General features: G+C 49.5%; 13 protein-coding genes and 1 pseudogene. 6 read left to right on the top strand and 8 right to left on the bottom strand.

The window, feature by feature from the left end; genetic code table 11:
• Positions 1-261 (top strand): annotated as a pseudogene (locus tag JU82_RS11595) (TonB-dependent receptor); the annotation flags it as partial.
• Between the two features lie 24 nt (positions 262-285).
• Here the strand turns inward: JU82_RS11595 and JU82_RS02450 are convergent.
• The gene (locus tag JU82_RS02450) at positions 286-843 is read right to left on the bottom strand and encodes an NUDIX hydrolase (protein ID WP_037946114.1); all 558 of its coding nucleotides are present in this window, start codon (positions 841-843) and stop codon (positions 286-288) included.
• 14 nt (positions 844-857) lie between these two features.
• A complete protein-coding gene (locus tag JU82_RS02455) occupies positions 858-2,051 on the bottom strand; it encodes a peptidoglycan DD-metalloendopeptidase family protein (RefSeq protein ID WP_294892019.1) in 1,194 nt (397 codons plus the stop codon).
• A gap of 134 nt (positions 2,052-2,185) precedes the next feature.
• Between JU82_RS02455 and JU82_RS02460 the strand changes: the two genes are divergently transcribed.
• The 3 genes from JU82_RS02460 to JU82_RS02470 are packed head-to-tail and all read left to right on the top strand — an operon-like array spanning position 2,186 to position 5,181.
• Entirely contained in the window at positions 2,186-2,980 is a 795-nt protein-coding gene (locus JU82_RS02460) for a plasminogen-binding N-terminal domain-containing protein (RefSeq protein WP_037946116.1), read from the top strand.
• Between the two features lie 2 nt (positions 2,981-2,982).
• A complete protein-coding gene (locus tag JU82_RS02465) occupies positions 2,983-4,368 on the top strand; it encodes an FAD-linked oxidase C-terminal domain-containing protein (protein WP_037946119.1) in 1,386 nt (461 codons plus the stop codon).
• 3 nt (positions 4,369-4,371) lie between these two features.
• The gene (locus JU82_RS02470; protein ID WP_037946121.1) at positions 4,372-5,181 is read left to right on the top strand and encodes a YihY family inner membrane protein; all 810 of its coding nucleotides are present in this window, start codon (positions 4,372-4,374) and stop codon (positions 5,179-5,181) included.
• Here the strand turns inward: JU82_RS02470 and JU82_RS02475 are convergent.
• The 6 genes from JU82_RS02475 to JU82_RS02500 form a co-directional block, all read right to left on the bottom strand.
• Complete coding sequence (locus JU82_RS02475) at positions 5,128-6,390, bottom strand: ComEC/Rec2 family competence protein (RefSeq protein WP_037946123.1); 1,263 nt, start codon at positions 6,388-6,390, stop codon at positions 5,128-5,130. The two genes, JU82_RS02470 and JU82_RS02475, sit on opposite strands and share 54 nt — an antisense overlap.
• Positions 6,391-7,839 (bottom strand): replicative DNA helicase, encoded by a 1,449-nt coding sequence (locus JU82_RS02480; protein ID WP_037946125.1) that lies wholly within the window; start codon positions 7,837-7,839, stop codon positions 6,391-6,393.
• On the bottom strand, positions 7,839-8,900 hold the full coding sequence (gene ispG, locus JU82_RS02485) for a flavodoxin-dependent (E)-4-hydroxy-3-methylbut-2-enyl-diphosphate synthase (RefSeq protein WP_037946127.1): 1,062 nt from the start codon (positions 8,898-8,900) through the stop codon (positions 7,839-7,841). The genes JU82_RS02480 and ispG overlap by 1 nt, the downstream gene beginning before the upstream one ends.
• A gap of 30 nt (positions 8,901-8,930) precedes the next feature.
• On the bottom strand, positions 8,931-10,778 hold the full coding sequence (locus JU82_RS02490) for a primosomal protein N' (RefSeq protein ID WP_037946129.1): 1,848 nt from the start codon (positions 10,776-10,778) through the stop codon (positions 8,931-8,933).
• Positions 10,779-10,830: 52 nt separating this feature from the next.
• Positions 10,831-11,274, bottom strand: a complete 444-nt coding sequence (locus tag JU82_RS02495; RefSeq protein WP_294892020.1) for a type II secretion system protein — start codon at positions 11,272-11,274, stop codon at positions 10,831-10,833.
• An 89-nt stretch (positions 11,275-11,363) separates the two neighbouring features.
• Positions 11,364-11,819: a prepilin-type N-terminal cleavage/methylation domain-containing protein gene (locus JU82_RS02500; protein WP_294892021.1), complete on the bottom strand. Its 456-nt coding sequence runs from the start codon at positions 11,817-11,819 to the stop codon at positions 11,364-11,366.
• A 174-nt stretch (positions 11,820-11,993) separates the two neighbouring features.
• On the opposite strand from JU82_RS02500, the gene JU82_RS02505 reads away from it, so the two are divergent.
• The gene (locus JU82_RS02505) at positions 11,994-12,389 is read left to right on the top strand and encodes a hypothetical protein (protein WP_037946133.1); all 396 of its coding nucleotides are present in this window, start codon (positions 11,994-11,996) and stop codon (positions 12,387-12,389) included.
• 124 nt (positions 12,390-12,513) lie between these two features.
• The coding region (locus JU82_RS02510) for a phosphoenolpyruvate carboxykinase (ATP) (RefSeq protein WP_037946135.1) at positions 12,514-13,418 on the top strand (905 nt) is incomplete at its 3' end.

Below are 13,418 nucleotides of genomic sequence, written 5' to 3' on the forward strand. Positions count from 1 at the left end.
TGGATCGCCACAAGACATCAGACATACGATGAAAACAACGGGGAACAGGCTATCGGCGGTTACGGCCTCCTCAACCTCAAATACGGCACCGATTTCGGCAACGGATTCTCCCTTACTGCCGGTATCAATAACTTTTTTGACCGAACGTATGCGGTCAGCAACAGTTATATCGGACTGACCACGATTATGGAAGGGGCACAGCCTCTCGTCCTCAACGAACCGGGCCGTAACTTCTACGCGACCCTCAGCTACAAATTCTAATCTTTTCCCCTTCCGGGGGAATGACTACCGTTTATTCTCGAAAAACCACCCGAAACCGAACATCAACCCCGGCGTTTTTGCCTTTGTTTCATCCATAGCAAAATCCTTTGCGTCACAGACCGGAATCTCGATCACTTCGATTGCTTCCACATCGATTCCTCCCCCGTCATTCACCCGCATTGCTTCGTTTACCCGGGCATAATAAAGCGTCTGCACCGATCCGGCAAAACCGACCGCCGTGTAAAACGACGTAAGTCGTTCAATGTTCTCAAGCGGCACGTCATACCCGCACTCTTCAAGTATCTCTTCATGCGCGATTTTTACAAGCGGTTTGTCCTTGTCGACAATGCCGGCACACAGCTCGTACGTGTATCCATTGCCGTTTTTAAGATACACAGGAGGACGGAATTGCCGTACGACGATCAGCGAATCATGCTCTTCATGGTACAGCAGTATCGCCACGCTGTCGTGCACTTCGACCATGTCCCATGTTTTGGAAATACCGTCTTGGCGGTAAGCGATTCTTTTGGGTTTAACGTAGTCGGATTTTTCACACGGCAATATCGTGATATCTTGGATCATCGCTTTGAACCCCTTTAAAACGGTTTGGGCTTGAAGGTCTCACTGTCAACGTAATAGGTTTCATGAAAATCGAAATATGGTTTTCGAGGCGTCTTTTTACGAAGCGCCTCTTTAAAGGTGCGGTCCATTTTATCCCGAATCGCGAGAAACGCTTTGCGCTCTTTTCCGGTGAAACCTTCGGTTTTTTTCTTCATAACGCTGAGCGGATCGATAGGAGTGCTGCCGCGGTACATCCCGAAATGCAGATGCGGTCCCGAAGAAAGTCCTGTCGATCCGACGTAGCCGATAATCTGTCCCTGCTTGATTTTGGAACCCGACCTCACACCCGACTTAAACGATTTTTGGTGCGCATAGAGGCTTGTCAAACCGTCTGTATGGCGAATTTTGATCGTCTTACCGTAACCGCGCGAGTACCCCGCGAAACTGACCCGGCCATCGCCCGTAGAGAGGATCGGCGTACCGGGGCGAGCCCCGAAATCGACTCCAAGATGGGCGCGATAGCGTTTGAGTACCGGGTGAAACCGGCTTTTCGTAAAGCGCGATGTTATACGCGGATTGCGCATAGGGAGTTTAAAGATGAACTTTTCAAACTGAGCTCCTTTTTCATCGTAAAAACGGCCGTCTTTATGACGGTAGACCGCGTAGCGTTTTCCCCCGACTTCAATCATGGCTCCATGCACTTCCGGCATTGAAAAAGGTTTCCCCAAGCGGTATTTTTGGGTATAGACCATGACAATAGGGTCCCCTTTTTTAATCCCTTTGCGGAAATTCACCCTTCCTTTGAACATTTTGACAAACACCGATGCAAGGTTTTTCGATCCGGTCGTTTTCAGAATATCGTCATACGGAATCGTTTGAAGCGGCAGATATAAAATCTCTTTGAACTCTTCGCTGACAATCGGAACGACTTTCATCTTGTACCCTTTTTTAGGCACGTAATAGATCTGCAGCTGCAGTTCGTCATTGACCGGAATCAGGATCTGGCGAATAATCTTTTTTTGGTCGACCAGCATCTGACAATTGGCGTTATAAGGGATATCCTCCGTCAATTTCTGGTCTTCTTTATCCATCTTGTAATAGACCGAAAGAGGGAGTTTTTTGCGCTCCAGAAAACTCAAAAAACTCTCTCCGTCTTTCCACTTAAACGGTTTAACAACTGCACCGAAAAGGAGCATGGGCAACAATAACAACGCAAAAAACCGACCCATTCTCATCCTTCGTCAAACTGCATCCCCTGCTTCCGTGCAGAGGGAAAAAAGAAATAAATAATAGCAAAAATTCCATTTACAAAGACTCCTTAGGCTATAATCACCCTCACTTACTCTATCAAAAGGTTACCATGATGCGCATCTGGCTTCTTACCCTGATCACTTTTGGCGCGCTCAGCGCTTCGCCCATCTCCACCCCTTTGCTCGATGTGCAAGACGGCCGCGCAGCCGTTACGGCAAAACATCTGCAAACCGGTATGAGCGGATTTATCGTTCGACAGCTGGACGCAACCCACAATACGATCATTGCCAACGCGGTTGTCGAGCAAGTCAATTCGGCCAACAACCGTGCCATCTTGCGACTCAGCGAATACGACGGTATACGTCAGGACTCCCTTCCAAGCGGCAACTGGACGCCCAGAGCCTCCGATACCGCAGTATTGGCCTACGACTATTCCAGAGCTCTTTTGATCGCCCCGAACGACGATGCTTACGATACGATTGCCAAAGGCTTGCCTATGATCGAATGGGTACACCCTGACAATTTTGCCGCCTATCTTTCTCGCGAAGGGCACCCTACGCCGACAACGGAAGATTTTCACCGCTATTGCACCGCTAATTCGGTCGGCCTTCTTTACGTCCAAAGCGCCAATACCCTCTTCACCCTCGATTGCAAAAGCTTTACCCTCCTTCAGCACGCTCCGTCTGTCGCTTCTTCGGAACAGGGAATGACGCCGTTTTATTCACGTATCCCGACAATCCGGGCCGCATGGTTCGGCGAGGGAAGCTCACGGATGGATAACTATGAAGAGCATTATCTCGAAGAGATCGCTTTAAACAATTCAAAAAACCGCGAGTTATATGAGTTGTACAAAGCAAAATTTAGTGATAAAAGCGCACTATTGCGCAATTTTGATCTCAAGGAATAACGATGCTCTCACCAAGCGCCATCGATTTTTTTAACACCCTGCTGGGAACAGAAAACGTTTACAGCGACAAAGCCCACCTTATCGCCTATTCGTATGATGCGACGCGCGAACGGTTTGAACCCGATGCCGTCCTTTTCCCACGTCATGAGCAGGATGTGAGCGACATTTTGAAATACTGCAACGAACACCGCATCGTCATCGTACCGCGCGGCGCCGGCAGCGGTTTCACCGGAGGGGCTCTCCCCGCATCGGGCGGCATCGTTCTGGCGTTTGAAAAGCATATGAACAAAATTCTCGAAATCGACATGCAAAACATGGTTGCCATCGTCCAACCCGGCGTCGTCAACATGGAACTCCAGCGTGCCGTTGAAGAGGTAGGATTGTTTTATCCGCCCGATCCGGCCAGTCAGGAATATTCCACGATCGGCGGAAACGTCAGCGAGAATGCGGGCGGAATGCGGGCGGCCAAATACGGCATCACCAAAGACTACGTCATGGCGATCCGCGCCGTTCTCCCCAACGGAGACATCATTAAAGCGGGAAAACGGACGATCAAAGACGTGGCCGGATATAACATCGCCGGAATCCTGATCGCGTCGGAAGGGACGCTTGCCGTCACGACCGAAGTGACCTTGAAACTCCTCTCAAAACCCAAAATGACCAAAACGGCTATGGGTATTTTCCCGACCGTGAACGCGGCGATGGAAGCCGTCTATAAAACGATGGCGAGCGGCGTCACTCCCGTTGCGATGGAGTTTTTGGACAATCTCACCATCCGTGCGGTCGAACAGGTCTATTCTAAAGGACTTCCGGTGGACGCGGGAGCAATCCTCGTCACCGATGTCGACGGCAACCTCGAAGAGGACCTCGATTTCCAGCTGGACGTTATCGAACAGGTCTTTCGCGAAAACGGATGCAGCGAGTTCAAAATCGCCAAGGATAAACAAGAAGCCTCCGATCTGTGGTTCGCCCGCCGCAATGCCAGCCAGTCTCTTTCGGTCTACGGTTCCAAAAAAATCAACGAAGACGTTACGGTACCGCGTTCGGCACTCCCCGCGCTGCTTGAAAAATTCTATGCTATCGCCGACAAATACAGCATCAAGATCCCCTGCTTCGGCCACACCGGAGACGGCAACGTTCATACGAACGTCATGGTCGACGGCAAAGACCCCGAACAGGTCAAAATCGGCTATGCGGCGATTGAAGAAGTGTTTCAGGCGACAATCGACCTTGGAGGAACACTTAGCGGCGAGCACGGCATCGGACTGGCCAAAGCACCTTACATGCATATGGCATTTACGCCCGAAGAGATGGCGCTGTTTCAGTCCATCAAACGGGCATTCGATCCCAATAACATCCTCAATCCGGCCAAGATGGGACTTGAATAACCGATGAACATCAAAACGGGATGGAGACATATACGGCGTTTTTTTCTGGCTCTGTTTGACCCTGATATCACGGTCTATGCTTCCAGTCTCAGCTTTTACACCATCTTTACGGTCGTTCCGCTGCTGATCATTTCGCTCAGCCTGATCGCCAACGTCCCCGTATTTGAAGAACAGTACGCCAAAATCCAGATTTTTATCTTTGAAAATATCATGCCGGTCAATACCGAGGCAATCGCCAAATATCTTGAATCGTTTTTCCAAAATTCCATCCAGCTCGGTGTGATCGGCTTCACAACGATGATCGTCTCCTCGATGCTCTTTTTCCAAAATTTCGAGCACATCGCCGAAAAGATTTACAAAGCCCCACAACGACGATTTTGGGATGCGGTGACGACCTACTGGACCCTGATTACCCTCACACCGATTGTATTGATCGCTTCCATGAGTCTTCGGGCCTACATCCAGTCATCTTACGAGAGCGAATGGGTTGTCACGGTATTATCGATCTTTCCGTTTTTACTGCTGTGGGGAATCTTTTTTGTTATCTATAAAATTGCAATCAATGCCGAAGTCTTGACCAAAGCCGCCGCCGTGAGTTCTTTTGTGGTTGCAGTCGTATGGGGAATCGCCAAGAACAGTTTTATCCAATACGTTTTTCTAAACCAGACCTATTCAACGATGTACGGTTCTTTCTCGTCGCTCATCTTTTTCTTTCTGTGGATCTACGTCTCGTGGATCATCGTTATCTACGGGATGAAACTATGCTATCTGATAAACCGCGCTTCCCAGCGCAGCGAAACCCACGACTCCTAGCATCCAAAACGCCTCTTTACGTCGCATCGCCGCAACGGCCAATGCGATGCTAAGCACCCCTGCCCACATCGGTATGACGACCCGGTTCACATCCCCCGCTTCGAAAAGCTTCAGCAAATACGGATCATACCAATCGGCCCACGGGGTAAAATGAAGCGCAAGCACGCTCGGATAGTAGAGGTTAAACAACAGTGCCAGCGGAATCGAGCCGATATGCGCCCATCCGAACGTACCGAATACGGCCAACGATATGGGAAGCAGCACAAGGTAGCACCACACGTGCAATGCCAGAAAAATCTGCCACGGCTTCCAGTGCTCGTAATGACGGATAAAAATAAAGATCGAAAGAACCCCGAACGCCGAAAACCAAAACCCCAACGCAAAAAAGAGTTTCGGGAAAAAAGCGAGCAATACCCCCACCGCGATCAGCAGCGTCTGTATTGAGACGATTTTGATCCCGCGGTCATAGAGCCAGTATCCCACGGCAATCATACCAAATGCCCGTACCATTGCAGGGTTAAACTCCAGCGCCCACAAATAAAAGAAGAGCAGCCCGGTGACAAGGATAAATAAATCGCGGTTTCCGTGCCGATACGGAAAATAGCGGCTTTGCAGCCATCGGTACGGCCTGCGCAGGAGAAAATAGGCGATCAGACTGATAATCCCGTAATGGTATCCGCTGATGGAGAGAATATGGCTAAGCCCCATCGCCCCCACGAGTTCTTGAAATTCCTGAGACATCGGTGTCGCAACGAAGAGCGCCCCGTAGAGTTCCTGCATCGTTGCATCCGTATGTGTCGAGGCAATCACACGGTACCACCGTTCTTTGAGGCTGAGCACGGTATAGACTTCCTCAATAACCCCCCGTGTCCGAAAGCCCTTAAGATACTCCAAAAACGTGAGGTTTCGCACCTGAAGCTCGACCAGCACCTCGCGCCCGCGAAGGTCACGCAGATAAGGGCTCATGGCACATCGGACGTTCGCACCGTTTTCAAGACGGAATTTTATGGATGTTTTGGGGGTATCGCCGATCAGCCGCACTTCCTGATCGATCACACTGGCACGAACCAGCGGATCGTCAAAACGGGTTAACTCTTTGTACCGGTAATGTTCCCATGAAAGCGATAAAAAGGCGATAAAAAAGAGAAAAAGGAGAAAGAGCGCGCCGCTTTTGACGTCAAAAAGATCGACCCGCTCGAGTTTGTTCATCTAGATCACCGGCATCGAAACCGTTTCCTCGTTGATTCCCATCGTCGCGCTCTTCATATCGATATTTTCATACACGATCTGAGCCGCCCCAAAGGTCGGACGGTCGACGAAACGGGTGAATTTTTTCTGGAACATCAGCTTCACATGACCCGTCGGGCCGTTACGCTGTTTACCGATGATGATTTCGGCTTCTTCTTCCTCTTTTTCGACGTATTTGGAGATGAACTCTTTACCCGAAGCGATCGCCTCTTTTTCCCGTTCTTTTTCCTCTTTGTAGAGGTAGACGTCGTTACGGTAGACAAAGAGGATGATATCGGCATCCTGCTCGATCGATCCCGACTCACGGATGTCGCTGAGCATCGGACGCTTATCGGCGCGCGATTCGAGGCTACGATTGAGCTGAGATAGCGCTACGATAGGAATCCCCAACTCACGTGCCAGCATTTTCAGCCCCCGCGAGATTTCACTGACCTCCAAGTGGCGATCTTTGCCTCCGGTACCGTTCATGATCTGAAGGTAGTCGATGACGGCCAGTTCAATCTCGGGATGGCGGGATTTGAGCTTACGGAGTTTCGAACGCAGCTGATGGATATTGACCGAACCGTGATCGTCGACGAACAGCTTGGAGTGGCGCATCTTATCGACCGCATCGTTTAGCTGCTTGTACTCCTGGGGGTTCATATCCCCGACACGAAGTCGTTGCAGCTGAATCGACGTTTGAACGCTCAAAAGACGCAGCATCAGCTGCTCTGCGGGCATCTCCAACGAGAAAAAAGCGACCCCTTTGCCTTTGTCGAGGAGGTTCTGAACCATATTGAGGGCGAAGGAGGTTTTCCCCATCGCCGGACGGGCGGCGATGATGACGAGATCCCCTTTTCCGAAACCGGTCGTCATTTTGTTCAGTTCGGCATATCCCGTGTCGACTCCGACGAGAACGGCATCGCCGCGGGCTTTCATCTCTTCGATGTAGGCCATCGTTTCATCGGTGATCGTCGGAGCATCCTTGAAATCATTCGCTTGAGAGCTCTGGGTAATCTCGTAAAGCTTTTTCTCGACCATATCGACAACGTCGCTTCCGACAAGGTCTTCTTCGAGCGTCACACGCTTGATCTCGGTTGTTAGCGTCAGGAGGTTGCGTTTGATTGCCTTGTCTTTGATCTCCTGCACGTAGGCTTTGGTGTTGGCGATCGGATTGGCCGTCAGTATCTCGACCATTACCCGTTCGTCAAACTGCCCTTTGCCGCTGAGCTCTTTTTTGATAAATTCTTCATCGATCGGAAGATCGCGATGCGACAAAGAGAGCATCGCACGGTATATTTCCTGATGGGCCGAGAGGTAAAAATCTTCCGCACTCAGTACCGATTCGAATTCGTCAAACTGCGACGGATCAAAAATAATCGAACTGAGAACGGAGCGTTCAAAGGCAAGGTTGTATAAAGATTCTTCCATTATTCCTCTTCCTTCGCCATTTTTTCCACCTCTTCGACAAACCGGTCGACCAGCTTATCCTCTTCGAGACGTGCGACCACTTCGCCCTTGACCATCACGAGTCCCGAACCTTTGCCGTATGCGATGGCGACGTCGGCATGCTTGGCTTCGCCGATCGCATTGACAACGCATCCCATTACCGACAGATCAAGCGGCTTTTTGATGTGCTTGACCCTCGCTTCGATGACGCTCACCGCACTGACAAGATCGGCTTCTATACGCCCGCACGTCGGGCAGGAGATGATGTTCGGCCCCTCTTTGGCTACGCCGCTGTCTTTGAGGATGGCCCGGCCTACTTTGATCTCTTCTTCGAGCTCTCCGGTGATGGAGACGCGCATCGTATCGCCGATCCCTTCCAGCAGCAATGTTCCAAGACCGATCGCACTTTTGACCGTCGCATGAAACATCGTCCCCGCCTCGGTTACCCCTAAATGGAACGGATAGTTATTTTTCGGACGGAGAAGACGGTATGCTTCGACGGTGCGCTGAACGTCGCTCGCCTTGAGTGAGACCTTGATGTCGGTAAAACCGAGATCTTCGAGAAACTTGATGTTGTATTCGGCCGAAGCCACCATCCCCTCTGCCGATTGCCCGTAACGCTGTTCAAACTCTTTTTCCAAACTTCCCGCATTGACGCCGATACGGATCGGGATATTGCGTTCCTGGCACGCTTTTACCACTTCGCGAACACGGTTTTTCTCTCCGATATTACCCGGATTGATCCGAATACAGTCCACCACTTCGGCCGCAATCAGGGCAAGGCGGTAATTGAAATGGATATCGGCGACAAGCGGAAGCGAAATCTGCTCTTTGATCGCTTTTAGAGCCAATGCATCTTCTTCATCAGGAACGGCGACACGAACAATGTCGCACCCGGCAAAATGGAGACGGTTGATCTGCTCGACCGTTGCCGCAACGTCGGCGGTGCGCGAATAGGTCATCGACTGCACCGATATCGGCGCATCACCGCCTACCGCGACGTTTCCGACAAATATCTGTTTGGTTGGATAGCGTTTTATCATAAGGTGATTGTAGCTTCTTCGATGTTAATTTTACGTAAACTCGATGGGATCCATATCGATCTCGCACAACGACGATTTAATGCTCTTGATCGCACGGATCAGTTCCGTACTTTTGTCGCTTCGCAACAAAATCTGAAAACGGTATTTATCGGCGATCTTCTCGATCGGAGAAGCTCCGAATCCCATAATCTCGATTGTGTCGATCCGCCGCAGCATTTCCAGCGCTTTTTCCATCTCCCCTTTTGCTTTGAGGCCGTTTTTGTGCGCGTACAGCAGCCGAGCCAGTTTTTTCGTCGGCGGATAACGCCCTTCGCGCAGTTTCAACTCATCGCGTAAAAAAAGCTCATAGTCGCCCAGATAGCGGCGGAAAAACACCTCATTGAAACTCTGCACCAAAACGGTCGCCGATCCTTTTCGGCCGCTCCGTCCCGCAATCTGGATGAGGAGCGAAAGGGCCCGTTCTCTGGCCCGATAATCCGCCTGTGCCAGCAGGTTATCAATCCCCATGACGACCGCCAGTGCAATATCGTGATAATCATGCCCCTTGGAGAGCATCTGCGTACCGACGAGCAGATCGATCTCTCGATGGTTAAACGCTTTGAGCGTTTTGATCAGTTTGTTTTGGGTCGTGATGATGTCGCGGTCAAATTGCGCAACCCGCAGATCCGCCGCAAGAGACGCAAAATGTTCGGCCGCTTCCGCCGTCCCCAGCCGCGACGTCCCCAACTGGGAGCTTTGACATTTCGGACATATTTTGGGAAGCATTTCGGTGTAATTACAGTAATGACATTTGAGCGCACGCGCATTTTTGTGCAGGCTCATCCCGACACTGCAAAAGGGACATTCGACCGTATAGCCGCAGCTTTCACACGCAAGATATTTAAAGTTCGCGCGGGTTGGTATAAACACGATTCCTTGATGGCCATTACGGTCATTTTGAATAACCGCATCATCGATGACAGGACTCAATGTTTCAATGGAAGGCTCAAACACAAAGCTGCGCTCGGAGCCGAAATACCCCCCCATCAGGCGAAAAAAGGGGTACTTGGCATAGCTGGAGAGGCTTGGTGTCGCACTCCCGAGTACGACCGGAATGTGCAAAACTTTTCCGATATAGACCGCCATATCCCGCGCATTGTAACGGGGGCGTGACGATGATTTGTAGCTTTCGTCGTGTTCCTCGTCGACAACGATCAGCCCCAACTTCTCAAGAGGCAAAAACAGTGCCGATCGCGGCCCCGCCACGATGCGCGCGCTGCCGCTGTCGATTTTTTCCAATGCCTCTTTTTTTTGTTTGGGAGTCATCTTCGAATGCCACAGCACGACCGCTTCGCCGAAATGGCTTTTAAACCGTTTTTCCATTTGAGGCGTAAGGGATATTTCGGGGAGCAGCAGCAGGCACCGTTTTCCTTCGGCCAGAACCTCGTCCATCCGCTTCATGTAGATTTCGCTTTTTCCCGCACCCGTATCGCCGAACAGCAATGAAACCGGATGCAAACGGATAAAATCGAGCGCTTCGGATTGTTTTTCGGAAAGGATTACGTTAACGGGAGCATATAAATAGGAGGACTCGACACGTTCACCCGCAGCCTTCTTGAATCCGACAAACAGATTCAGTGCTTCGCCCAACGAACAACCGTAATATTCGGCCATAAACACCGCAGATCGGATCTGATACGTCGCATACGTACGATCGGATACGGCAATGATGGGCTGTGTCGGAAAATCAGGCCGATCGGTCGCTTCGACGACAACGCCGTTCATCGAACGGTTAGAGAGGGTTATTTCAACGCTGTCTCCGATTGTAAGCGGAGTATCGCAATGATACGTGAGGGAATCGAGAGGAGAATTCAGGAGGGCAATTTGATAGAAAAACATACAATCCCATATGAGGAAATACGGCATTATAGCCGATATACTTATAAGGTAATTAATTTGTCAATAAGTCACATTCCGTGTCATCAGCATCATTTGTACAATCAAAACGCCCTGTCGTTGCATTATAGTCAAAAGTAACGTCGGTTCCCATGATTTTAAAATCGTAGGCGTTGGGACCGCTTTTCATCCAATGTCCGTTACGATTCGCGGATGTAATCCCATACATTAGAAGATTATTATTATCAAATAAGGTTTCTCCTTCTTCATCCTCATCAGCATCATCCAAAGTTGCAATAAAAGCGGTATTTCCTTGCAATAATCGACCCTGACGTTCGCTTACGATTGCTGCTCGAATTGCAGAGACATCACTCCGCCCTTTTGCAATCTCCGCATCATCCCGTGTTGCGGCAAGGCGCGGAATCGCAATGGCTGCCAAAATTCCCAATACGACGATCACAAATACCAGCTCGATCATCGTAAATGCAAAACGTTTCATCTTTATCCTAATTACTCTGAGTTCTACGATTGATAACCAATCCCAAAAATCAAATTAATGTATTGCCCGAAGGCAATACGTTGAAGATATTAGCGTTGTACTGCGGTTCCACCGAAAATATGCGGACTGCGTGTTACCAAATCGGCTACAGCCGTTTGTACTCCGACACATACCGGTGAAGCACCCGCTCCATTTGCAACCGAAAGGTTACCGTCTGCCAACGTACCGTTCAAAGTAAACGTAATACATGAGGCGTTATTGTCATCGACAATATTCAATACCTGACCGTCTGCCAATGCAAGAGTCCCTGCTTCAGCGAATGAAGCAACATTGGTTACGTCACCCAAATTATCGCCAGCCCATGTTCCTTGTGCCGTAAAACGGGCGCCGAAATCGGTTACTGCCGTTGCAACGTCAGACGAAATACGAGAAATCGTCGCATCATCACGCGTTGCCGCAAGACGAGGAATAGCAACCGCCGCCAAAATACCCAAAATAACGATCACGAAGATCAACTCAATCATAGTAAAACCAGAACGTTTCATGGTTTACTCCTTTTACATTTAAATAATAGTGTTACGCTTGTAACCCTGTTGACGATTATGAACCCCTTTGTCTTATAAATTGTTTAAATTAAACAAAATTTGATGAAATTGTTATTTGGATTGCCGTTAAAGAACACTGTGGCATAATTGCCAAAAAAGAAGTCGGAGAATACCATGAAAATTGCCGTCCCCGTAATGGATGAAAGTCTAAAAATGGCCGGAAATGCCGGTCATACCCCTTATTTTGCCGTTTTTAACCTAAGCGGCGGGATGTTTAAAAGCTTTACCCTTGAAGGGCTTCGCGCCAATCCGAAAGTTGCCGGCGAAGAGGATCATCACGATCATGACGCTCCCCATACCTGCGATCATGATGAAAATGACGCAGAGCATATTCGCGCTCACGACACGATGGCTGAAGCGATCGAAGACTGCGATTACCTTGTCGTCAAGATGGCGTGTAAGAATACAGCCAAAAGCATGAATAATGTCGGAGTCAAGCTTCAAAAATACAACGGTACCGAAGCATTGGCCCCGAAAATTCTGACTGAATTGGCGGCGCAATTCAAATAAATACCTGCTTTAATTCTCGTTTATAATTTAAAGGCGTATAATTCGCCCCGTAAATGGAGCGGTTCGCTTCAAATTTTCGTTTCCGTACAGTACGGCGACGAACCCAAAAAGGCAAAACAATACCATGATTTCCGCAGAAATTGAGACGTTAGGCATAAAAAATACCGGAAAGCTTTTCCACAACCTCAGTTACGATGAACTTATCGAGCATGAACTAGCAAACGGCGAATGCCACCTTGCCAACAACGGCGCGACGATGGTCGATACCGGCATTTTCACCGGTCGTAGTCCCAAAGACAAATATTTCGTCGACCGTGACCCTTCCAATAAATACATTGCGTGGGGCGATGTCAATAAAAAAATTGACAAAGCGGTATTTGACGAACTTCTCGTCGTGGCTCGCGAACAGCTTTCCGACAAAGACCTTTACATCACCGACGTTTTCTGCGGGTCCAGCGCTTCAAGCAAACGTTCTGTCCGTTTCGTCTCTGAAATCGCATGGCAATCTCATTTCGTTAAAAATATGTTTATCCGTCCGACCGACAAAGAGCTGGAAGGATTCGCCCCCGATTTTACCGTCCTCAATGCGTGTAAAGCGGTAAACGATCAATGGAAAAATCATGGTCTGAATTCTGAAGTGTTCGTTCTCTTCAGCGTTGAAGACAACCTCTGTATCATCGGAGGAACCTGGTATGGCGGCGAGATGAAAAAAGGGATCTTCTCGATGATGAACTACTGGCTCCCGCTCGAAGGAAAACTTTCGATGCATTGCTCGGCTAACGTCGGGCCGGAGGGTGACACGTGTTTGTTCTTCGGTCTGAGCGGAACCGGAAAAACTACCCTTTCCACTGATCCGAAACGGGCATTGATCGGTGATGACGAACACGGATGGGACGATGAAGGGGTTTTCAATTTCGAGGGAGGATGTTACGCTAAAGTCATCAATCTCGATCCCAACAGCGAACCTGAAATCTATAACGCTATCCGCCGCAATGCATTGCTGGAGAACGTTGTGTTTGATGAAGACGG

Source organism: Sulfuricurvum sp. MLSB, assembly GCF_000747095.1.
Classification (GTDB): domain Bacteria; phylum Campylobacterota; class Campylobacteria; order Campylobacterales; family Sulfurimonadaceae; genus Sulfuricurvum.

What these genes read in the sequence shown, in the direction of transcription:
- JU82_RS02465 (WP_037946119.1), top strand. Translation starts at nt 2,983, where the DNA reads ATGCTCTCACCAAGCGCCATCGATTTTTTTAACACCCTGCTGGGAACA.
- JU82_RS02460 (WP_037946116.1), top strand. Translation starts at nt 2,186, where the DNA reads ATGCGCATCTGGCTTCTTACCCTGATCACTTTTGGCGCGCTCAGCGCT.
- JU82_RS02475 (WP_037946123.1), bottom strand. Translation starts at nt 6,390, where the DNA reads ATGAACAAACTCGAGCGGGTCGATCTTTTTGACGTCAAAAGCGGCGCG.
- JU82_RS02450 (WP_037946114.1), bottom strand. Translation starts at nt 843, where the DNA reads ATGATCCAAGATATCACGATATTGCCGTGTGAAAAATCCGACTACGTT.
- JU82_RS02455 (WP_294892019.1), bottom strand. Translation starts at nt 2,051, where the DNA reads ATGGGTCGGTTTTTTGCGTTGTTATTGTTGCCCATGCTCCTTTTCGGT.
- JU82_RS02470 (WP_037946121.1), top strand. Translation starts at nt 4,372, where the DNA reads ATGAACATCAAAACGGGATGGAGACATATACGGCGTTTTTTTCTGGCT.
- JU82_RS02500 (WP_294892021.1), bottom strand. Translation starts at nt 11,819, where the DNA reads ATGAAACGTTCTGGTTTTACTATGATTGAGTTGATCTTCGTGATCGTT.
- JU82_RS02495 (WP_294892020.1), bottom strand. Translation starts at nt 11,274, where the DNA reads ATGAAACGTTTTGCATTTACGATGATCGAGCTGGTATTTGTGATCGTC.
- JU82_RS02490 (WP_037946129.1), bottom strand. Translation starts at nt 10,778, where the DNA reads ATGTTTTTCTATCAAATTGCCCTCCTGAATTCTCCTCTCGATTCCCTC.
- JU82_RS02505 (WP_037946133.1), top strand. Translation starts at nt 11,994, where the DNA reads ATGAAAATTGCCGTCCCCGTAATGGATGAAAGTCTAAAAATGGCCGGA.
- ispG (WP_037946127.1), bottom strand. Translation starts at nt 8,900, where the DNA reads ATGATAAAACGCTATCCAACCAAACAGATATTTGTCGGAAACGTCGCG.
- JU82_RS02480 (WP_037946125.1), bottom strand. Translation starts at nt 7,839, where the DNA reads ATGGAAGAATCTTTATACAACCTTGCCTTTGAACGCTCCGTTCTCAGT.